16 protein-coding genes are annotated in these 20,577 nt (G+C 63.8%); 3 read left to right on the plus strand and 13 right to left on the minus strand.

Translation table 11 applies throughout. The annotated features are described in order from the left end of the window. The 5 genes from gspD to LI72_RS13630 all read right to left on the minus strand — a co-directional run bounded on the left by gspD (position 1) and on the right by LI72_RS13630 (position 8,474). Complete coding sequence (gspD, locus tag LI72_RS13610; protein WP_033926487.1) at positions 1-2,199, minus strand: type II secretion system secretin GspD; 2,199 nt, start codon at positions 2,197-2,199, stop codon at positions 1-3. Next, positions 2,196-3,101: a type II secretion system protein N gene (locus LI72_RS13615; RefSeq protein WP_081984989.1), complete on the minus strand. Its 906-nt coding sequence runs from the start codon at positions 3,099-3,101 to the stop codon at positions 2,196-2,198. Before LI72_RS13615 ends, gspD begins: the two co-directional genes overlap by 4 nt. Before the next feature lie 192 nt (positions 3,102-3,293). Beyond that, a complete protein-coding gene (locus LI72_RS13620) occupies positions 3,294-6,008 on the minus strand; it encodes a TonB-dependent receptor domain-containing protein (RefSeq protein ID WP_033926488.1) in 2,715 nt (904 codons plus the stop codon). Between the two features lie 76 nt (positions 6,009-6,084). Then, positions 6,085-7,635: a hypothetical protein gene (locus LI72_RS13625; protein WP_033926489.1), complete on the minus strand. Its 1,551-nt coding sequence runs from the start codon at positions 7,633-7,635 to the stop codon at positions 6,085-6,087. 428 nt (positions 7,636-8,063) lie between these two features. Continuing rightward, positions 8,064-8,474 (minus strand): tetratricopeptide repeat protein, encoded by a 411-nt coding sequence (locus LI72_RS13630; RefSeq protein WP_033926490.1) that lies wholly within the window; start codon positions 8,472-8,474, stop codon positions 8,064-8,066. A 214-nt stretch (positions 8,475-8,688) separates the two neighbouring features. Here LI72_RS13630 and LI72_RS13635 point away from each other — a divergent pair, with 214 nt between their 5' ends. Both LI72_RS13635 and LI72_RS13640 read left to right on the plus strand, forming a co-directional pair. Next, entirely contained in the window at positions 8,689-10,374 is a 1,686-nt protein-coding gene (locus LI72_RS13635) for an alkaline phosphatase D family protein (RefSeq protein ID WP_052129843.1), read from the plus strand. A 162-nt stretch (positions 10,375-10,536) separates the two neighbouring features. Next, entirely contained in the window at positions 10,537-12,738 is a 2,202-nt protein-coding gene (locus tag LI72_RS13640; RefSeq protein WP_033926491.1) for a M13 family metallopeptidase, read from the plus strand. A 75-nt stretch (positions 12,739-12,813) separates the two neighbouring features. On the opposite strand, the gene LI72_RS13645 is transcribed toward LI72_RS13640, so the two are convergent. The 7 genes from LI72_RS13645 to LI72_RS13675 form a co-directional block, all read right to left on the minus strand. Beyond that, positions 12,814-13,128, minus strand: a complete 315-nt coding sequence (locus tag LI72_RS13645) for an HPF/RaiA family ribosome-associated protein (RefSeq protein ID WP_033926492.1) — start codon at positions 13,126-13,128, stop codon at positions 12,814-12,816. A gap of 5 nt (positions 13,129-13,133) precedes the next feature. After that, positions 13,134-13,370: a hypothetical protein gene (locus tag LI72_RS13650; RefSeq protein WP_033926493.1), complete on the minus strand. Its 237-nt coding sequence runs from the start codon at positions 13,368-13,370 to the stop codon at positions 13,134-13,136. 90 nt (positions 13,371-13,460) lie between these two features. Continuing rightward, a complete protein-coding gene (locus LI72_RS13655) occupies positions 13,461-14,864 on the minus strand; it encodes a PQQ-dependent sugar dehydrogenase (protein ID WP_033926494.1) in 1,404 nt (467 codons plus the stop codon). Positions 14,865-14,905: 41 nt separating this feature from the next. Then, positions 14,906-15,637, minus strand: coding sequence for a proteasome-type protease (locus tag LI72_RS13660; protein ID WP_033926495.1), 732 nt, complete (start codon positions 15,635-15,637; stop codon positions 14,906-14,908). A gap of 103 nt (positions 15,638-15,740) precedes the next feature. Then, positions 15,741-16,640, minus strand: coding sequence for a transglutaminase family protein (locus LI72_RS13665; protein ID WP_033926496.1), 900 nt, complete (start codon positions 16,638-16,640; stop codon positions 15,741-15,743). Positions 16,641-16,693: 53 nt separating this feature from the next. Next, on the minus strand, positions 16,694-17,635 hold the full coding sequence (locus tag LI72_RS13670) for an alpha-E domain-containing protein (protein WP_033926497.1): 942 nt from the start codon (positions 17,633-17,635) through the stop codon (positions 16,694-16,696). 31 nt (positions 17,636-17,666) lie between these two features. Continuing rightward, the gene (locus LI72_RS13675) at positions 17,667-19,094 is read right to left on the minus strand and encodes a circularly permuted type 2 ATP-grasp protein (RefSeq protein WP_033926498.1); all 1,428 of its coding nucleotides are present in this window, start codon (positions 19,092-19,094) and stop codon (positions 17,667-17,669) included. A 148-nt stretch (positions 19,095-19,242) separates the two neighbouring features. On the opposite strand from LI72_RS13675, the gene LI72_RS13680 reads away from it, so the two are divergent. Further along, positions 19,243-20,373, plus strand: coding sequence for a DUF2891 domain-containing protein (locus LI72_RS13680; protein WP_081984991.1), 1,131 nt, complete (start codon positions 19,243-19,245; stop codon positions 20,371-20,373). Positions 20,374-20,394: 21 nt separating this feature from the next. Here LI72_RS13680 and LI72_RS19655 read toward each other — a convergent pair whose 3' ends face one another. Continuing rightward, the gene (locus LI72_RS19655) at positions 20,395-20,571 is read right to left on the minus strand and encodes a YegP family protein (protein WP_081984993.1); all 177 of its coding nucleotides are present in this window, start codon (positions 20,569-20,571) and stop codon (positions 20,395-20,397) included. Between the last annotated feature and the right edge of the window lie 6 nt (positions 20,572-20,577).

Raw genomic sequence — 20,577 nt, forward strand, 5'->3', positions numbered from 1 at the left:
TCATGGCTGGCCTCCATTGATCGGCGGCAGCTGCTCTGCATTGCTCGGGGGCAAAGTCGTGCTGTCGAGCGGAGCGCTGCTGGGCATCGCGCGCGGGCTGATCACCTGGTCGGTCGGGCCTGCGGGCGGCGCCACCGGCACGTTTGCTCCCAGATAATCGCGCACTATCGTGTCGAGCGAGGGCTCGGCCTTGGGGTTGAACTCGATCTGCGCGGCGCGCACGTAATTGTAGCGGCGCGCGGCGATGGCCTGCGCGTCCTCGGATGTGCGCAGGATCGTCGGGCGGATGAAGACCATCAGATTGGTCTTGGTCCGCTCCTTGCCGCGCGACTTGAACAGCTCGCCGATCAGCGGAATATCGCCCAGCAGCGGAATCTTCTGGATCGTCCGCCGCTCGTTGTCGTCGAGCAGACCGCCCAAGGCGATGATTTCGCGGTCCTTGACCGTGACCGTGGTCTTCACCTCGCGCTTGTTGATGATCAGCTCGTTGAAATCGTTGCTGACCGGGCCGACGATCGAGCTGACCTCCTGCCGGATGTCGAGCTTGACCTGGTTGCCCGCGTTGATCTGCGGCTTCACCTCCAGCTCGATGCCGACATTCTGGCGCTGGATGGTGCGGAAGGCGTTGTCGAAATTGTTCGACAGCGCTTCGCCGGTGCTGATCGGGATCTCCTGACCGAAAAGGATCGAGCCCTGCACATTGTCGTTCACGGTCAGCGACGGGGTCGAGAGGATGTTCGACTCGCTGTCTTCCTGCACGGCATTGATGATCGCGCCCAGCACGCGGTTGTTGCCGATATCGGCGGCAAAGCCGGTGTATCCGCCCCGCGCACCCAGAATGCGGTTGGCCGCGTTCTGCCTCAGGAAGTCGCCCACCGCGCTGTTGGTGCTGGTGGTCACGGTATCGCCGTTGATCACCGTGGTGGTCTCGTCGAGATCATTCGCGAGAATGCCGCCCGCGATATCGAGGATATTGGGCGCGACATTCGAGAACGGCGTGACGAGGAACGGAATGTCCTTGCCGCCGATCAGGAACTGGACGCCCAGCTCGCGCGCGACGCGGTCCGAAATCTCGACGATGATCGCCTCGACCAGCACCTGCTCCTGGCGGATATCGAGCTGGCGCACCAGCTCGGCGAGCGAACGCTGGACATCGACCGGTGCGGAAATGATCACCGCATTTGCGCCCTCATAGCGCGTGATTATCGCCGTGCCGCGACCGTTGGAAAGGCCCACCGCGCCGCCGATCGGAGCAGAGGCCGCTGCTGGCGTCGCGCCATTGGCCGAAGGCGCAGCAGACGCCGCAGCGGCCATCGGCTGGACGCTGCCGCCGCCCTGCCCGCCGACCATCATCTGCAGCACCGGCACCAGTTGCTCGGCATCGGCGTAATCCAGCCAGATGACGCGGATTTCGCTGCCATTGGCGGCGCGCGCATCCAGCTCCTTGGCGATCGCCGTCAGCCGCGCGACGGTCGGCGCATCACCGCGGAGCGCGACCGAATTGCTGCTGTCGACCGCCACGACGGAGACCAGAGGCGCACCCCCGCCGCCGCCTTCCGCGCCACCACCGGGCGCGGGTGCGAGCTGCTGCAGCGTCATCGCAATCTCGCGCGCGCCGGCATGGCTGAGCGTGATGACCTGTGTCGTCGCGTTGTCGCGGTCGATCTGGCCGATCAGCGCGCGGATACGGCGGATGTTGTCGGCATAATCGGCGACGACCAAGCTGTTGCCGCTGCGGTTGGCGGTGATCGATCCCTCGCGGCTGACCAGAGGCCGCAGCGTTTCCACCGCGGTGGTCGCGTCGATCGCGCGCAGGCGGAACACCTCGGTCACGAACTCGTTCTGCCCGCCGCGGCTGCCGATCCGACCCGGCGCGGATGCTGCGCCATCTGTCGGCTGGATGCGGTAGGCGCCGTTGGCGGTCGGCACCGCGATCAGCCCGTTGGCGCGCAGCGTGGAGAGGAACACCTCGAAATATTCGCTGCGGCTGAGCGGCCGATCGGTCACGACCGAAACCTTGCCCTGCACACGGCCGTCGATGATGAACGTGCGGCCCGTGACCGAGGCTGCGTCCTCAATAAAGGCGCGGACATCGGCGTCGCGCACGTTCAGGCTGTGCTGCGCAAACAGCGGGGATGCCAGCTGCGTGGCCAGGGCGAGTGCCGCGCCCAGCGCGAAAAGAGAGCTGTGTTTTTTCATTTTTCCGGGATGATCAGGGCAATGGGAAGGGTTTCCGTGCCACGTTCGATAACAAGCGAGAGGCGTGCGCCCGGGCGGATCTGCCCGGAGAGCGCGGCGCCGTCGGCGGCGGACGCGACCTTGCGACCGTTGATTTCAATCACGATGTCGCCGGGCTTGAACCCGGCCTGCGCAAACACCGAACCATCGCCCTTGGGGGTCACCGCAAAGCCGGTCGCGCGGCCGTTTTCGGTGCGCGGTGCAAAACCGATGCCGCCGGTGATCGCCTCGGGCGTCAGCGGTCCCGGGGCCTGAACCACCGGGGGTGCGCCTGCGCCTGCGGGCGGAGCCGCGCCAAGCGGCGCATCGCCCACGGTATCCGCTGGTACCGATTGATCGAGAAACAGACTTTCGCGCGCACCACTGCGCTCGATCACGACATGGTCGAACAGCACCTGCACCAGCTTGACCCCGGGCGATACCTCTTCGCCGACATCGAAGCTGCGCTGGACGCCATCCGATCCGGCAATGATCGCCGAACCACCGCCCGACGCCTCGTTCATCCGCAATCCGTAAAGCGTCAGGTCAAGCGAGGTGACCGCTGCGCTGGCATCGCCTGCGGCCGCCGCCCGATCAAAACCGTCGAAGCTCGCGAACAACGCGGCCCGTGCAGCAGGGGACATCACGTTGGCGGTGCGCGCCTGCCAGTCGCCCAGCGGCGCAATCGGGGTGACGATTGTCCAGACAAGCCGCGCCACCTGGATTACCAAAGCCAGCACCAGCAGGGCCCGCAACCAGCCATAAAGGCCCTGGGGCAGAAAGCGCCCAAGCCCGGTGCTCCCGGCTTCGAATCGCGCCGACCGGAATCGGGAAAGCGAAGCACTGAGGCCGGTCTGCGCGCCATTTTGGGCCGCTGATGCCACGAATCACTCCCCGTTGCAGGCCGATCCCCATGGCCCTCAGACGCTGCTAGGCGCGCTGGATGACGCTTGGATTACCAGTTTGTGACAGATATTTGAATGGCCTGTCGCGTTTGCAGGCACAGTCTGGACGCAAAAAGGGAAGCCGGTCGCCACCGGCTCCCCCTTTGCAGGTCTATCGGCAAGGATGCGCGATCAGAATTCCAGCGAAGCGCTGATCGAAAAGGCCCGGCCGATTTCATAGGCGTTATTGCGGATCAGCGAGTTGTTGAGACGCTGGAACTCGACATAATCGGTGCTCAGCAGGTTGCGCGCCTCGAACTTGAGTTCACCCACCCGGTTGAACAGCTTGAAGCCTTCGCGCCAGACGAAGTCGAGCCGCGGACCGGTGAATTCGACGAAGTCGGGCTGTCCCGCCGGACCACGGTTGGTCACGCGGTTGCTGTTCCAAGACAGCAGGATCGTCTGCTGCGACAACCGCTCGCCGGTGCTTTCCATGCCGAACTGGACGTTGGCAATATGGTCGGACTGGCCGGTCAGCGCGAAACCGCCGGTGCGGAAGATCGTCGAGGCCGGCACCATCGCACCGCTCAGAGGATCGGCGATCTGGTCCTGCGCGGTCACCTTCACCTCGGAATTGGTGAAGGTATAGTTGCCCGCGAGCAGCATCCGGCGTTCGTCGAAGAAGGAACCGCCCAGATCGATCATGTCGAAATACTTCACCAGCTCGATTTCCGCGCCGTACAGCGTCGCCGTCGGTGCGTTGGCGAAGGTGGTGAAGAAGTTGTCGCCCTGGCGGAAGCCCAGGTTCTCGATCGGATCCTTGATGTCCTTGTAGAACACCGCTGCGGTCAGGCGCTGATCGCGATCGAAATACCATTCGAAGCGCGTTTCCAGGTTGATCAGGCGGCTGTTCTTGAGGAATGGGTTGCCGAAGAAGGTGCGGTCGAATTCCAGATCGAGATACTGCTGCGGCGCCAGTTCGCGGAACTGCGGGCGGGCAATCGTCTTCGATGCGGCGAACCGGATCTGCATGTTCTCTTCGAGGTTCCAGGTCAGCGTCGCCGCCGGCAGGAAGTCGTCCTTCTTGATGTTGGTCGCCACCAGATTGGCGCTGCCCAGACCGAACAGGTCGATCGGCAGCACGAACTGGTCACCATCCTCATAGCGGACACCCGCCTGCAGCCTCAGGCTCTCAGCCAGTTCGGCCTCGAACTGGACATAGCCTGCATGGACCTCGAGGCCCGCCGAATAGGCCGCTGCGCCGTTGGTGCCCGAGGTTTCGACTAGGCGCACGTCATAGGTATAGACGTTGAAGTCCGAGAGCAGGAAGTCGGGGCGCTGCTGCGACACAGCGAAGGGCAGCGGGCCGTTGCCGCTCAGGAAGCGGAAGTCGCGGCGGATCGAGGTACGGTCGTTCTTGTAATAGGCATAGCCGGCCGAGAAGGTGATCGGCACGCCGATATCGGTTTCATAGGCCAGATCGACATTGGCGCCATAGACGTTGTCGTCGAGATCGCTGAACGCGATACGCGCGCCTTCGCCCGCCGACTGCAGGTCATTGACGAAGTCGTTGGCCAGGGCGCTGAAGGTATAGTCGAAGGTCCGCTCGTACGGCGCTTCGCGCTGCGAATTGGCGTAGCTGCCGCGGAAGTTGAGGCGGAAATTGTCGAACTTCATCTCGCCGACGAACTGGGTGTTCATCAGCTGACGTTCGAACCAGTTGGTGCGGCTCCGGTTGATCAGCCGGGTATCGGTGACGCGCGCGTCGATACCTTCGCGGATCGACGCATCCTTGAGCGTATCGCGGATGTAGATGTTGGTGAGCTTGAACTTGTGCTCGCCGACATCCGCGGTCACGCCGAACAGGCCGTTGACGACGATGCGGTTCTCGGTGGTCAGATAGTTGAAGTTGATGTCGGGCAGCAGCGTATCGACGCCGGCCACCGGAACGATGCCCTGCGAAATCTGCTGGACGCCGCCGCGCGTACGCCAGGTGTTGTTGATGCCGGCGGCACCGACGATGCCGATGTTGACATCACCCACCAGAAAGCTGGTCGCGCCGCTCAGTTGGCCGGAGAAGTTGACCGGGATGTTGTTGTTGCGCTGGATCAGCGAGGTGTTGGCATTAGCGAGGCTTGCGGTCAGGTCACGCACCTGTGCGGCGGTGAAATTGGCGCCGGCCGCAATCGGGTTGCCCGATGCAAAAGCGTTGCGCAGGTTGGCGGGCAAGGTACGCGCGCCATTGTCGAAGCCGGTAAAGTCGGTCGACGAACCGAAATAGGTATAGCCCACCTCACCCGTGGTGATCGTGTCGCCGCCGGTGCCGAATTCGATCTTGAAGAACGGATCGCGGGGTACCGACTTGGTGGTGAGGTTGATGGCGCCGCCACCGAATTCGCCCGGATAATCCACCGAATAGCTCTTCTGGATGGTGGTCGAGGCGATGACGCTGGTCGGGAAGATGTCAAGCGGCACCGTACGGCGCAGCGGGTCGGGCGATGTCAGCGGCGAGCCGTTGAGCAGCGCGAGCGAATAGCGCTCGCCCAGGCCGCGGACGAACACGAAGCGGCCGCCGACGACGCTGAGGCCGGTCACGCGCTGCAGCGAGCCTGCGATATCGCCATCGGCAGTGCGGGCGATATCCGCCTCGCTCAACACCGATACGACTTCGGGCGTCGCCTTGATGGGATTGGGGATGAAGCGGCCACGCACCACGATCTCTTCATTGCCGCCAGCACCGGGACCCGAGATCTCGATCTCTTCTTCAACCGGCTCTTCGACAGCAGACTCTGCGGGATCGGCCTGCGGCGCAGGGGGAGGCGCTTCCTGGGCAAATGCGGCTGGCGAAACCAGGCCGGTACTGACCATCAGCAATGCAGCGAATGAAAGCGGCGTGATTTTCGCCATGAGTCCCTCCAGTAATTCAAAAAAGGGGCGGCGGCGCTTGTTCGCCGCCGCCCCGCATCCGGTCAGCGGTCTGCTATCAGGTCGTGGGAATGCTCGGCACGGCGGTGCAAGCAGGCGTCGTGCTGTACAGGCCGCAGGTCCATCCCTGGAAGCGCGTGTCGGCAGCATCGCGCACCGCACCGATATAGGTGACTGCGGTGTAGAAGCTGTTGATCGACGTCACGTTGAACACCGGACGCGCGGTTTCGTTCGCGCCGTTGATGAAGATGCCCGACAGCGTCGAGGTGCCGTTGGTGGTGTTGTTCGATCCGGCGGTGAACAGCGCCTGGATTGCCGCCACGGTGACGTTGCCATCGTCGGTGAAGGCATTCGGGCAGCTGAGGAACACCGATTCAAAGCGCGGCGGACCGGCTTCGTCGCCGGCACCGGCGGTGCCAGTCGCCTGCATCGTCACGGCGCTGTCGACATCGAGGCACCAGCCCGGACCGCTGATCACGCTGTTGAACGCGGCAAAGTCCATGCCGCCGCGCAGCAGGATCGCCGCTTCGTCAGCGGTGGTCTGGGTGGACACGAAGGTCGCGTTCGACATCGACCACGCGGTGCGCGGTTCTGCCTGTTCGTTGCCGTTCGAATCGCCTTCGATCACGTGGTTGGCGCTGGCGGTCTGCACGCCGATGAGGAACTGGTTGAAGCCCTTGTAGCCCAGATCCATGTCGAACGTGTCGTCGTCATTGCCGAGGCCGACGAGGTTGCGGCCGTTGACGCGTCCACCGAACCATTCGATGCCGTCATCAGAGCTGTTGTAGACCTGGACGTTCTGGAAGAACGTGCCCGAGCCGACGCCGGCCAGCGTGATGCCGTTGAGCTCGTTGCCCGGCTGCACTTCGAAGCCCGAATAGCGAACCTGGAAGAACGAAATGCGGCCCGAGTTGTCGGTCGGCACGGCGCCACCGTAGTTGGCGTTGGTACCTTCCACCACGCCCGAGCAATCGGTGCGGGTGCCGCCCGGGTTGGTCGGCGAACCGGTGGCGCAATCCGACAGCGGCGCACGGCCGAGGATCACGACGCCGCCCCACAGGCCCTTGGAGTTGGCGGTGGCGGTTCCGGTGATGTTGTCGCGGGCGGTAAAGATGATCGGACGCTCGGCGGTGCCTTCAGCGAACAGCTGCGAACCGCGGTTGACGAGCAGGAAGTCCGCGCCCGACGAACCGAAGAAGGTCACGCCCGGCTCGATGGTCAGGATGGCCGAGGTGCCGGTGTTGCCGGTGGGGCCGACATCGACGCCGACCTGAACGCGGCCCGAAAGCGAATAGACGGTGCCGGCGCGACGCGGAATGACGAGGTTGGTCGTCAGCGTGCCGGAGAGCTGGCAGTTGCGGGCAACCGCGCCGCCGCCCAGCGTGATGGTGCCGACATTGGCGGTGCCATTGGGGCAATCGGCAGCCGGGCCGGTCGGGGTCGGCGTCGGAGTGGGGGTCGGCGCGGGGGCCGGAGCAGGTGCCGGAGCCGGGGCGGGCACAACGACCACGCCTTCACCGGGCGATGCGACATCGTCTGCACCACAGGCCGTCACCACCAGGGCAGCGGCCGAAGCCATCAGGACCGAACGAACACGTGCATTGAGCATCTTGGAATCTCCGCAAATCTGGACAGAACTGGCTGTCGGCTTTTCAGGAACGAGCGGAGATGATGTGATTCCACCCCCTGGAACGTCGCTCGAGGGGGCTGATAGGCAGGCATGATGAACCTGCGGGGCCATTTTGATGACAGATGGGAGTCAGGTTTGTGACTCTTCGGAGTCATTTGTGAAAATCGTGCGACAATCGACGCTATTTGTGCATCATCATCTTGATTTTATAGCATTTTCATTCAGCCAGAGCGAGCGGTCGTGTGCCGAAATGAGGCATTGCGCGACGGTTGCAGACCATCGCCGCGCCCCATTATGCCGCTCATGGGTGGCCAATCGGCAACAGTCGGGCGCGGGGACAATGCAAAACCCGGCCGAACCATGTTCGACCGGGCTGCTGAAGGTTGAGGTATGAAGGTGCTGCGCGATCAGCGGCTGGCATAGCCCTGATCGAGACGGCGAAGCGCATGGCGCGCCGCGACCCGGCTGTCCATCACCCGGCCATCGGCCAGGATCACATCGAACGACCGCTCGGTGTCGATCGCCGCCTGATAGTGGCTGCGTGCCGAGACCATGTCGCCCATCTTGGCATAGGCCAGACCCATGTTGATCAACCTTGCGGGATCACGACGGGCGGCCGGAGAAACCTGTTTTTCGGCGGCCTGCATCTGTTCGAGCGCGGCCGGATAATTGCCCTTGAGCAGCGCAGCATAGCCCAGCGCGCCAGTCTCATAGCCGATTTCGGTCGCCGCCGCCCGGTTCTGCACAGGCTGGGCAATGCCCGGAGCAGCCATACCGAGGGCGGCCAGGGCCGCGATTGCGATAACTTTGGTGGTCATGTCATCATGTCCTTTCTGTTGGTGACAAGGCAAATGCTACGCTTATGTGACAGCCGTGGCAATATGGATGTCACATAAAATACTCCTTAATGTCATATTTCTGTAATTTTCGGCTTTTTTGCGGATTGTCACACGCCCGACATCGCTCTTGACCAAAAGGCCCCGGCGCTGTCCGATGCGCAAAACCCAAGATTCCGCAGGAGAGGCCACCCCCATGACCATGACGATCGATCGCAGGCTGCTCATCAAGGCCGGCACCTTCGGCCTTGCCGCGCTGTCGCTGCCAGGCGCTGCGCTGGCATTCACATCGGCGCGCGGGTTTTCGCATGGGGTGGCGAGCGGCGAGCCGAGCGCCGATTCGGTGCTGCTGTGGACGCGCTTCGTCGGCGACAGCGACACCCGCCTCACCGCTGAGCTTTCGACCAGCCCCGATTTCGCCAAGACCGTGGGCGGCGGATCGGTCACCGCGAGCGGTGCGCGCGATCATATCGCCAAGATCACCGTCACCGGGCTGAAGCCCGACAGCTGGTATTTCTATCGCTTCGTCGCCGCCGATGGGAGCAAGTCGCCGATCGGGCGCACGCGCACGCTGCCGAAGGGGGAGACAAGCGCGTTCAACCTCGGCGTGTTCTCATGCTCCAACCTGCCCTTCGGCTGGTTTAACGCTTATGGCCATGCCGCCGCGCGCAAGGATATCGATCTGGCGCTGCATCTGGGCGACTATATCTATGAATACGGTCCCGATGTGTATCCCACCCGCGGCCAGGCGCTGGCCGGGCGCATGGTGCAGCCCGACCACGAGATGGTGACGCTGGCCGATTACCGTCTGCGCTATGCCAGCTACCGGCTCGATCCCGATCTGCAGGCCCTGCACCAGAGCGTGCCGATGATCGCGATGTGGGACGATCATGAAATCGCCAACGACGCCTGGAAGGGCGGCGCGCAGAACCATCAGGATGCGACCGAGGGCGATTATGCGACCCGGCGGCGCATCGCCGAACAGGTCTATCGCGAATGGATGCCGGTCGCCGACCTGACCCCGGCCGATGCGCTGTGGAGCAGCTACCAGATCGGCAATCTCGCCACTATCATCCGCACCGAAAGCCGCCTTTCCGGACGCGACAAGCCTGCCGAGCTGGCCGAGGCGTTTGCCGGCGGCGGTGACCTCGCACAGGCGCTCGCCAAGTTCCGCGACGAGACCTGGATGGCCCCGTCGCGCCGGATGCTGGGTGACGATCAGGCGCGCTGGCTGGGTGAGCAGTTCAAGGCATCCAAGGCATCGGGCACGCGCTGGCAGGTCTGGGCGCAGCAATGCGTAATGGGATCGCTCAAGCTGCCGCTCGAAACCGCTGACTGGGTGCCCAAGGACGCGCCGCAGATCGTCCGCACCCGATCGGCCGCAGGTCTGGCCGCGAGCAAGGCGGGCCTTCCGTTCAACATGGACGCGTGGGACGGCTACCCCGTGCAGCGCGAGGCTCTGCTCAAGGCAGCGCAGGGGGTGGATGCCGACCTTGTCGTGCTGTCGGGCGATAGCCACAACGGCTGGGGCTTCGATCTTGCCGCCGATGGCAAGCCGGCTGGCGTCGAGTTCGCAGGCCATGCGGTCACATCGCCGGGATTTGAAGCGTATGCTCCGACAATTCCGGCCAAGGATGTCGCCGGCGCGCTGATCCGCGGCAATCCGCAGCTCAAATGGGCCGATACCGGAATCCGCGGCTATATGACGGTCAACCTGACGCAGGAAAAGGCCACATCGCACTGGCACGCGATGCGCACCATCCGCGAACAGTCCACGGAGCTCGCCGGCACCGAAAGCCGCAGCGTGCTCCCCGGCCGCAAGACCATCTCCGAACCCGGCTGGTCGCGCTGGAGCCCGGTGAGCGACACCGCAGACAGCTGATCGCCACGCCGTTTGTCGACGCTGACCTGCCGCCTGCCGAAAAGCCTGGCGGGCGGACGGGCGTCTCTCTACGCTCTCGCCCATAGCCGCTGCCCGCTATCTTGCGGGATGCCAGCGGTTGCCCGCACGTGCGGGCACAATCAGACATCCGGGGAGCTATGAATGGTCAAGAATATCCTGTTTGCATCGGCCGCGCTGATCGCGCTGGCCACGGTGCCCGCGCGAGCGCAGGCGCCTGAGAGTCAGACGAGCGACATCGATCTGCTGATCGAGGATGCCGACGCGCCGGGCGATGCCTCGATGAGCGGCACGCCCGATGCCGAGGGCATCACCACCACCGCGCGCGATTATTGGGGCACCTGGGGCGTCGATACCACGCTGATGAACCCCGCCATCAAGCCGGGCGATGACTTCTATGCCTATGTCAACGGCAAGTGGCTCGACACGTTCGAAATGCCCGCAGATCGCACGCGCTATGGCGCGTTCACTCTGCTGGCGGAAAAGTCCGAGCAGCGCGTGCGCAAGATCATCGACGAGCTGGCCGCGACCAAGCCCGATCCGCAGACTGGCGCAGGCAAGGTCGCCGCATTCTACAACGCCTATCTCGACACGGCGGCGATCGATGCAGCGGGCCTGGCCCCTGCCCAGCCCTATCTCGACAAGATCAAGGCCGCCAAGACCCGCGAGGATCTGGCCAAGCTGTTCGGCACCCCCGGTTTCCGCAGCCCGGTTGCCGGCTTTGTCGACATCGATTCCAAGCAGACCGACAAGTACATCTTCCAGGTGACCCAGGCGGGCATCGGCCTTCCCGACCGCGATTATTATCTGGTCGACAGCGAAGCCAACGTGAAGATCCGCGCTGCCTATATGCAGTATCTGACCTTCCTGATGGGCAAGGCAGGCTATCCCGATCCGGCAGCGGCCGCGCAGATGGTCTATGATCTTGAGAAGGCGATCGCGACCGAGCATTGGGACCGCGCCGTCGGCCGCAACCGCAACATCACCTATAACAAGATGACCAAGGCCGAGATGATCGCGCTGGGCGGCGGTTTTCCGGTCGAGACCTTCATCAAGACGGTGGGTGTCGACGGCCAGCAGGAATTCGTCGTGCGGCAGCTGACCCCGACGGCTGAAGAGCTGGCGACCGAAAAGATGACCCCCGAACAGGCGGCCAAGCTCGGCGGCGGCATCCCCGCGCTGTTCAAGCTCGCCAACACCGCGCCGATCGAGGCCTGGCAGGCGTGGCTGGCAGCCGGCTTCCTGTCGAGCGCGGCCAGCGTGCTGCCTTCGGACATCGATGCCGCCAGCTTCGCCTTCTACGGCACCGTCCTGGGCGGTCAGCAGAAGCAGCGCGAACGCTGGCAGCGCGGCGTGGCGGCGGTCGAAGGATCGATGGGCGAGATCGTCGGCAAGATCTATGCGGACCGCTATTTCCCGGCGGCCAACAAGGCGGCCATGGACGAGCTGGTCGGCAACCTGCGCAAGGCGATGGCGGCGAACCTCACCGACATCACCTGGATGGGCGAAGCCACCAAGGTCGAGGCCCGCGACAAGCTGGCCAAGTTCACCCCCAAGATCGGCTACACCGAAAAGTTCGAGACCTATGACAGCCTGAAGATCACCCCCGGCAAGGCGCTCGACAACGCGATCGCGGCGGGGACATGGGCCTACAAGGACAATATCGGCAAGCTCGGCAAGCCGATCGACAAGACCGAATGGTTCATGCTGCCGCAGACGGTGAATGCCTATTATTCGCCGCCGCGTAACGAGATCGTCTTCCCGGCCGCAATCCTGCAGCCGCCGTTCTTCAACCTGTCGGCCGACCCGGCAGTGAACTATGGCGCGATCGGCGGAGTCATCGGCCACGAAATGGGCCATGGCTTTGATGATCAGGGATCGAAGTCGGACGGAGATGGCGTGCTGCGCGACTGGTGGACGCCCGAGGATCAGGCCAATTTCAAGAAGCTGACCAGCGCGCTAGTCGCGCAGTACAGCGCATTGTGCCCGCTCGACGACGGCAAGACCTGCGTCAACGGCGCGCTGACCCTGGGCGAGAACATCGGCGATGTCGGCGGACTTTCGATGGCCTATCGCGCCTACAAGATCCACCTCAATGGCAAGGAGGACAAGGTGATCGACGGCATGACCGGCGATCAGCGCTTCTTCATGGCCTGGGCGCAGGTGTGGCGGAACAAGTCGCGCGAACAGGCGCTGCGTCAGCAGCTGCAGACGGACTCGCACTCGCCGCCGAACTACCGCGCCAACGGCACCGTCCGCAATTTCGACGAATGGTACAAGGCGTTCAACGTCCAGCCGGGCGACGCGCTGTACCTGCCGCCGGAACAGCGCATCCGCATCTGGTAACGCCGGTCGAGAACATGAAAGGGCCCGTTGTCATTGCCGTGACAGCGGGCCCTTTTTTTGCATTTGGAATGCGCGTCAGTGGGTGCGGAGCTTGCCGAAGTGCGTATCGAGCAACGCCTGCATCTTGTCTGCGGCGTCGCGCAGCGCGCTTTCGACCTGGCCGGCATTGCCCTTGACGGTGACCGGCTTGCCACCCTCGGGCCGCGCCTCGATCGTGCAGACGATATCATCGCTGCCGCCCTTGGGGCCGTTGACGTCGGCCAGATGCACCTCGACCCTGCTCAGCTTCGACGAGAAGCGGTTGAGGCGGGAAGCGATGATGTCCTCGGCCTGCGCGGCCAAGGCCTCGTCACCGGTGATGCGGTTGTCGGTATTGAACTGGATCAACATGCCGCTCACCTCACCTTTCTGGAGCGTTCGAGCACAGGCCGGTGGCCTTCGGCATCGAGCGCTCCCATCGGCGGGTTATGGTCGCCAGGCTCGGCGATCCGCCCCTCGTTCGGGGTATCGGTCTGACGGTCGAGATAATCGGCATCCTGCCGCTGCTCGTCCTGCTGGTTCAGCTTCAGCGCCTTTTCGGACAGACGGGTCTGTTCGGACGCGGGCGTCGGGTTTTCATGTGTCTTGCTCATGCGTCATCTACGCACGGCGGCCGCGCCAAGTTCCTGTATTGATGAAGGAATGCGTCTCATCCCCTCCCGCAGGCGGGAGGGGGGCAGCGTTCAACGCATGGCGGTTTCGACCGGCTTGGCCTTGACCTGCGGATTGCTCACCCGCCAGACGATCCCGGCGACATCGTCGGTCACCAGCAAGGCGCCAGTGGCATCGATCGTCACATCGGTGGGCCGCCCCTTGGCATCGCCCTGCTTGGAGAGGAAGCCGGTCAGGACATCGACCGGCAAGCCCGCAGTGACCTTGCCATCAGCATTGCGCTTCACCGCCGGGCGGCCATCGCTGCCGAAGGGAACGAACACGACCTTGTAGCCGGAGGCCGGCTTGCGGTTCCACGAACCATGCAGCGCGACGAACGCGCCGTTGGCAAAGCCGCCGCCCAGTGCCGCCTTGCTGGCGAAGGTCAGCCCCAGCGGCGCGACATGGCTGCCGAGCGCGTAGTCGGGCCTGCGGGTATATTCACGCAGTTCCTGGCGGCGCGGCTCGACCCGGAAATCCTCATAGCCGCCCCAATAGTTCCACGGCCAGCCGAAGTGCATCCCGGCATCGACCCGGGTCAGGTAATCGGGCACCAGGTCCGAGCCCAGCATGTCGCGTTCGTTGACCACGGTCCACAGGGCCTCGGAATTGGGCTCCCAGGCGATGCCGACGGGGTTGCGCAGGCCGACGGCATAATCGCGCTTCTTGCCCGTCGCCAGATCCACCTCGATGATCCGCGCACGGCCCTTTTCGGCCTCCAGCCCCTTTTCGGCGATATTGGTGGCAGAGCCGATCGACACGTACAGCTTGCTGCCATCGGCATTGGCCAGCAGGTTGCGCGTCCAGTGATTGTTGGGCTTCTGCGAGGGCAGATCGATGATCTTGCGGCCCTTGGCGGTGATCTTGGTCGTGCCCGGCGTGAACGGATAGGCCATCAGCGCATCGGTATTGGCGACGTACAGCGTGTCGCCCACCAAGGCCATGCCATAAGGCGAATTCAGCCCCTCGAGCAGCGCGGTCTTCACCTCGGCCTTGCCGTCGCCATCGGCATCGCGAAGCAGCGCAATACGATTGGCCGAAGGCACGCCCGCGCCCGCCTTGTTCATCAGCAGGCGCATCACAAAGCCCTCGACGCCCTTGTTCTCGCGCGGGGGGCTGTTGGTTTCTGCAACCAGGACGTCGCCATTGGGCAGCACCAGCATCGAACGCGGATGATCAAGACCGTCAGCAAACCGCGCAACCTTCAGGCCTTGCGCTGCCTCGGGCGCTTCGCCCGCGCCCCAGACCTTGACGTCTGCGACATTGATCGTCGGGAAAGTTTCCTTGCGCGGTGCGGAGATCACCGGAGAGGGCCCGCTGACCTCGGCGATATCAAGCTCTGCGGTGTCGCCGCTCAGCAGATACCAGCCGGCGCCTCCCACGAGTGCGGTGGAAAGGCCCAGAAAAATGAGGATGTTGCGCGCTTTGTTTGTCATGCCGCCAAATTAGGTCGGCAGGCTGACCCATGCAAGCGCCATCACCCGGTATAATCGGGCAGCGAGTGGAAAGCGTTCTTCAGCGCATCGCTCCACTGGTCGGCGATCAGGTTGTAATAGGGATCGCTGGCCGAAATACGGCGGTTGCGCCCGGCGAAGCTGTTGGACGCGTAGATCTGCAGATCGAGCGGCAGCGCCACCGAGAGGTTCGCCTTGATGGTCGAATCGAACGACACCATCAGCAGCTTGATCGCGTCGTGGAACGACATGTCGCGGTCATAGGCGCGCACCAGGATGGGCCGCCCGTATTTGGTCTCGCCGATCTGGAAAAACGGCGTGTCGTCGCCCGCCTCGATGAAATTGCCTTCGGGGTAGACCATGAACAATTTGGGATCCATGCCCTTGATCTGGCCGCCGACGATCATCGTCGCGCTGAAGGCGGAGGACGCGGTCTGGCCGGCAATCGAGCGCGTGCGGCTGATCTCGTCGCGCAGAGCCTCGCCGATGATGCGCGCCACCTGGAACATCGTGGGCGCTTCCATGATCGATGGCTTGCGCTCGTGCGGGGCCTTGGTCCGTTCCTCGAGCACGCTGACCACGCCCTGGGTCGTCGCCAGATTGCCGGCCGTCATGATGGTGATGTAGCGATCACCGGGCTTTTCCCAGGTGAACATCTTCTTGAAGGTGCTGATGTTGTCGACACCAGAGTTCGTCCGGGTGTCCGACATGAACACCAGCCCTTTGTCCAGGCGCATCCCGACGCAATATGTCATAGGAGCGTCCTCCCCCTTTATTCGCATGAGGTTCATAAGGGATCATGCGCAACAATCGGTCAAGGGCGAATGCCGCCTGCCCGGTTTTGCATGTGGAAAACCGCTAGGACGGAACCCCGCCCTGGGACTGCGATTGCGACTGCTGGGATTGAGATTGTGCCTGCCCGCCTTGCGATTGCGACTGCGATTGGGACTGGCCTTCCTCCACCTTCAGGGTGACGGTCATCGCTTCGCTGCCGCGACCGAAGGTGATCCCGGCAATCGGTGCGGCCTCGCGATAATCCAGGCCCGTCGCCACGCGGACATAGCGCTCGTCGGGCGAATAGCCGTTCGATATGTCAAACCCGACCCAGCCCAGACCATCGGCGTGGACCTCGGCCCAGCCGTGCCCGGCATCTTGGTCGATGCGGTCGTTCATCAGCAGATATCCGCTGACATAGCGCGCGGGATAGCCCAGCAGCCGGGCCAAAGTGATGAACAGGTGCGCATGATCCTGGCAGACGCCATGGCCTGCGCTCAGCGCCTCTTCGGCGGTGGTGGTGGCCCCGGTCTGGCCGATCTCATACGCAACCGCGCCGCGCACCAGTTCGGACAGCGCGTGCAGTCGCGCCGAGTCGCCCTGCGCGGTGCCGGGGTCGTCGAACTGGCGCAGCAGCTTGCGGATGCCTGGCCCTGCCCGCGTGAACGGGGTTTCGCGCTTGAAGTACCACAGCGGCGCCGATCCGCCGTGCTGCCCGACCATTCCGGCCCGGTCGCTGGTCTCGATCTCGCCTTCGCAGTGGATCACGACCTGATGCTGATCGGGGTTGAAGCTGAACAGCTCGACATGGTTGTTGTGATGATCGAAATATTCGACCTGCTTGGTGCCGCCCTCGACATCGGTCTTCCAGCGGATGACGCGCTGGCCGGCCGAATCCTTGGGGATCATCCGCAGCCGCTGCAGCGCGTAAGGCATCGGCGTATCGTAATGATAGGACGTGCGATGGACGATATGCAGCCGCATGGTTGACCCGGTACCCTTAAATGTTTCGCCCCGTATCGATGTCGCTCTCCGCCTCAATGATAGAAGCGGAACTCCTGCTCGATCTGGGCGGAAATGGCGTTGTTGCGCTTGATGAAATCCTGGATGAACTGGTGCAGCCCATTGTCCACGATCATGTCGATATTGGTGCCGGCCAGCTCGCGGCTCAGCGCCGAGGCCAGCGCCAGGCTTTCCCCTGCCCCGCCATATTCGCGCGCGATGGCCTCGAGCGCGCTCGCCATCCGGCTGGCGCAGAACGCCAACGAACGCGGCATCACCTGATCGAGGATCATGAACTGGGCGATGTTGCGCGGGTTGGTCTCGCCCGGATTGAGCCAGCGGAACGCGCGATAGGCCGAGACCGACCGCAGGATCGTTTCCCACTGCACATTGTCGAGACTGGAGCCGACATAGGACAGCGAGGGCAGCAGCACGTAATATTTGACGTCCAGAATGCGCGCGGTGCTGTCCGCGCGCTCGACGAAGGTGCCAAGCTGCGCAAAGAAATAGATGTCGTTGCGCATCATCGTGCCGCTCTGCGCGCCGCGGACCTGCGCGCTCTGCTGGCGGATCAGGCTGAGCACATCCGGCAGGTCGTTGTCCGAAATCTGGGTGCGCAGTGCCTCTTTCAGCGTCATCCAGCATTCGTTGGTCGCTTCCCACACCTCGCGGGTCAGCGCGGTGCGCACCAGACGGGCGTTGTTGCGCGCGCTTTCGATCACCGACATCACGCTCGATGGGTTGGCCTTGTCGCGCAGCAGGAAGTTGATGACGCTGGAGCCATCGACCTTGTCGTAGCGCTGCGAATAGGCCTGGCGCACCCCGGCGGTGGTCAGCACCGATGCCCATTCGTCCTCGGCCGCTTCCGACCGGGTGAGCGCAATGCGGAAACCGGCGTCGACCAGTCGCGCGATATTCTCGCTGCGCTCCAGATAGCGCTGCATCCAGAACAGGCCGCCTGCCGTCTTGCCCAGCATCAGCGCGCCCCCTCGATCACCACAGCGGCACTCATTCGTCGAGCACCCAGCTGTCCTTGGTGCCGCCGCCCTGGCTGGAATTGACCACCAGCGATCCTTTCTTCAGCGCGACCCGCGTCAGGCCGCCGGGCGTGATGTCGATGCCGTTGGGCGAGACGAGCACGAACGGCCGCAGGTCGACATGGCGCGGTGCCAGCCCCTGCCGGGTCATGATCGGCACGGTCGACAGCGCCAGCGTGGGCTGCGCGATATAGTTGCCGGGCCGCGCCTTCAGCTTGTCGCGGAAGGCGGCGAGTTCCTTGCGGCTCGCCGCAGGTCCGACCAGCATGCCATAGCCGCCCGATCCGTGAACTTCCTTGACCACCAGTTCGTGCAGATGCTCCATCACATAGGCCAGCGAATCCGCCTCGGAGCAGCGCCAGGTGGGCACGTTTTCCAGGATCGCCTTCTCGCCGGTATAGAATTCGACGATCTCGGGCATGTAGCTGTAGATCGCCTTGTCGTCGGAAATGCCGGTGCCCGGCGCATTGGCGATGGTGATGCCGCCCGCACGGTACACGTCCATGATCCCCGGCACGCCCAGCGCCGAATCCGGACGGAAGGTCAGCGGATCGAGATAATCATCATCGACGCGGCGGTAGAGCACGTCGATCGGGCGGTAGCCCTGGGTCGTGCGCATCGCGACACGCCCATCGACGACGCGCAGATCGTGTCCCTCGACCAGTTCGGCCCCCATCTGGTCGGCGAGGAAGCTGTGTTCGAAATAGGCGCTGTTGTGGATGCCCGGGGTCAGCACCGCGATCTCGGGCGCACCTGCGCAGCCGCGCGGCGCACTGGCAGCGAGCGATCGGCGCAGCTTGCGCGGATAATCGGAAACTTCGCGCACCCTGTTCTTGCGGAACAACTCCGGGAACATGTGCAGCATCGTCTCGCGGTTCTCGAGCATGTACGACACGCCCGACGGGGTGCGCGCATTGTCCTCGAGCACATAGAACTGGTCCGGCCCGGTGCGCACGATATCGACGCCGATGATGTGGGTGTAGATGCCGCCTGGCGGATCCATGCCGATCATCTGCGGCAGATAGGCATCGTTCTTGGCGATCAGCTCGACCGGCACGCGGCCCGCGCGCAGGATTTCCTGCCGGTGGTAGATATCGTGGAGAAATGCGTTGATCGCGCGCACCCGCTGCTCGATGCCGCGGCTGAGCCGGGCCCATTCGCGGCCCGATATGATACGCGGCACGATATCGAACGGGATCAGCCGCTCGCTCGCCTCTTCCTCGCCATAGACCGCAAAGGTGATGCCGGTGCGGCGGAAGAAATTCTCCGCATCGCGCGCCTTGGTTCGCAGCCTCGCGGCATCCTGGGCGCTGTACCAGTCGCAAAAGTCGCTATAGGGCGCGCGCACCGAACCATCGGGCAGCAGCATCTCATCAAAGTGCGGATTATCCCCTGTCATTGGCACAAGATGTGACAGCTATTGTGCACTGCCGCAAGATGGGAAATTCCTGACCCTTCATCCCGCATTTGCCCCTGGTCTCCCGCCGCGCTTGCCCTTCCCGCCCGACTGGTGTGTATTCGCCGCGAAACACGCGGAAGGGACACGCATGCTGAAATTTTCGATGGGGATGGCGCTCGCCAGCCTTGTGCTGGTTGCTGGATGCGGGTCTCCCGAAGCGGGCAAGGAGACGCAGCAGGCAGCGATCCCCGATGCACGCCCCGATGCGGTGAACGACCGCTTCGCCCGACTGGCATTGACCTGTGTCCACAAGGAATATCCCAACAAGATTTCGCATGTGCTGAACGGCGCTGCCGACGCGCGGACCCCGGCCGAGCTGACCCCGGCATTCTATGGCTGTTTCGACTGGCACAGCTCGGTGCACGGTCACTGGCTGCTGGTCCGCATCCTCAAGACCGATACACAATCGCCGATGAAGCCTGCGATCCTCGCTGCGCTCGATCGCAGCTTCACGGCCGAGAATATCGCTGCGGAGCTGAAATATATCGAAGGCGAAGGTCGCAAGGGGTTCGAGCGACCCTATGGCACCGCATGGCTGCTGCAGCTGGTGGCCGAGCTCGACGAGAGCGACGATCCCAAGCTGAAGGCCTGGCGCGAGACACTCCGCCCGCTGGAGGACAAGATCGTGGCCGAAACCCAGGCCTGGCTGCCCAAGCTGGCCTATCCGATCCGGCTGGGAACGCACAACCAGAGCGCCTTCGCCTTTGGCCTGATGATCGACTACGCCCGGCAGACGGGCAATGCCGCATTCGAAAAGCAGCTCGCCGACAAGGCGCTCGAATTCCACCGCGCCGATGTGAACTGTCCGTTGGCGTATGAGCCTTCGGGCGAGGATTTTCTGTCCCCCTGCCTGATGGAGGCCGATCTGATGCGGCGAGTGATGCCGCAGGCCGAGTATGCGGCGTGGCTGGGCCGGTTCCTGCCGCAGATACCAGCCGATGGGTCGACCGACTGGCTGACGCCCGGCGAAGTGCGTGACCCCACCGATGGCAAGCTGGTGCATCTCGATGGCGTCAACCTGTCGCGCGCCTGGGCGATGGAAGGCATCGCCAGCGCGCTGCCCGAAGGCGATGCGCGGATTGTGGCGCTGCAGGCCACCGCCAAGGCACACGCAACGAGTGGTCTCGCCGCGGTCAGCGACAAGAACTACGAAGGCAGCCACTGGCTGGGCAGCTTTGCGACCTATCTCACGACGAAGCGCGGGATCGCGGGCTGCTGACCTTGCGCGCGGTGCCCCGGCTCAGCTGTTGTCTTCGATCGGGGCTTCGGGGCCGTTCTTCTTGATCGATTCGATCGCGTTCTTCGCCGACGCCTTGCTGGCATAGCCTTCGGTGGTGAACATCACTTCCGAATTGTACTTGAACCGCACCCGGAACTCGCCGGCCTTGTCCTTGGTGATCTCAAAGCTGTGCGCCATCGACTC

The organism is Sphingomonas sp. 35-24ZXX (assembly GCF_000786215.1).
Classification (GTDB): domain Bacteria; phylum Pseudomonadota; class Alphaproteobacteria; order Sphingomonadales; family Sphingomonadaceae; genus Blastomonas.

Coding starts and splice junctions, on each gene's coding strand:
- LI72_RS19655 (WP_081984993.1), bottom strand. CDS start 20,571: ATGGCGCACAGCTTTGAGATCACCAAGGACAAGGCCGGCGAGTTCCGG.
- LI72_RS13675 (WP_033926498.1), bottom strand. CDS start 19,094: ATGACAGGGGATAATCCGCACTTTGATGAGATGCTGCTGCCCGATGGT.
- LI72_RS13620 (WP_033926488.1), bottom strand. CDS start 6,008: ATGGCGAAAATCACGCCGCTTTCATTCGCTGCATTGCTGATGGTCAGT.
- gspD (WP_033926487.1), bottom strand. CDS start 2,199: ATGAAAAAACACAGCTCTCTTTTCGCGCTGGGCGCGGCACTCGCCCTG.
- LI72_RS13625 (WP_033926489.1), bottom strand. CDS start 7,635: ATGCTCAATGCACGTGTTCGTTCGGTCCTGATGGCTTCGGCCGCTGCC.
- LI72_RS13660 (WP_033926495.1), bottom strand. CDS start 15,637: ATGACATATTGCGTCGGGATGCGCCTGGACAAAGGGCTGGTGTTCATG.
- LI72_RS13635 (WP_052129843.1), top strand. CDS start 8,689: ATGACCATGACGATCGATCGCAGGCTGCTCATCAAGGCCGGCACCTTC.
- LI72_RS13650 (WP_033926493.1), bottom strand. CDS start 13,370: ATGAGCAAGACACATGAAAACCCGACGCCCGCGTCCGAACAGACCCGT.
- LI72_RS13655 (WP_033926494.1), bottom strand. CDS start 14,864: ATGACAAACAAAGCGCGCAACATCCTCATTTTTCTGGGCCTTTCCACC.
- LI72_RS13630 (WP_033926490.1), bottom strand. CDS start 8,474: ATGACCACCAAAGTTATCGCAATCGCGGCCCTGGCCGCCCTCGGTATG.
- LI72_RS13670 (WP_033926497.1), bottom strand. CDS start 17,635: ATGCTGGGCAAGACGGCAGGCGGCCTGTTCTGGATGCAGCGCTATCTG.
- LI72_RS13640 (WP_033926491.1), top strand. CDS start 10,537: ATGGTCAAGAATATCCTGTTTGCATCGGCCGCGCTGATCGCGCTGGCC.
- LI72_RS13665 (WP_033926496.1), bottom strand. CDS start 16,640: ATGCGGCTGCATATCGTCCATCGCACGTCCTATCATTACGATACGCCG.
- LI72_RS13680 (WP_081984991.1), top strand. CDS start 19,243: ATGCTGAAATTTTCGATGGGGATGGCGCTCGCCAGCCTTGTGCTGGTT.
- LI72_RS13645 (WP_033926492.1), bottom strand. CDS start 13,128: ATGTTGATCCAGTTCAATACCGACAACCGCATCACCGGTGACGAGGCC.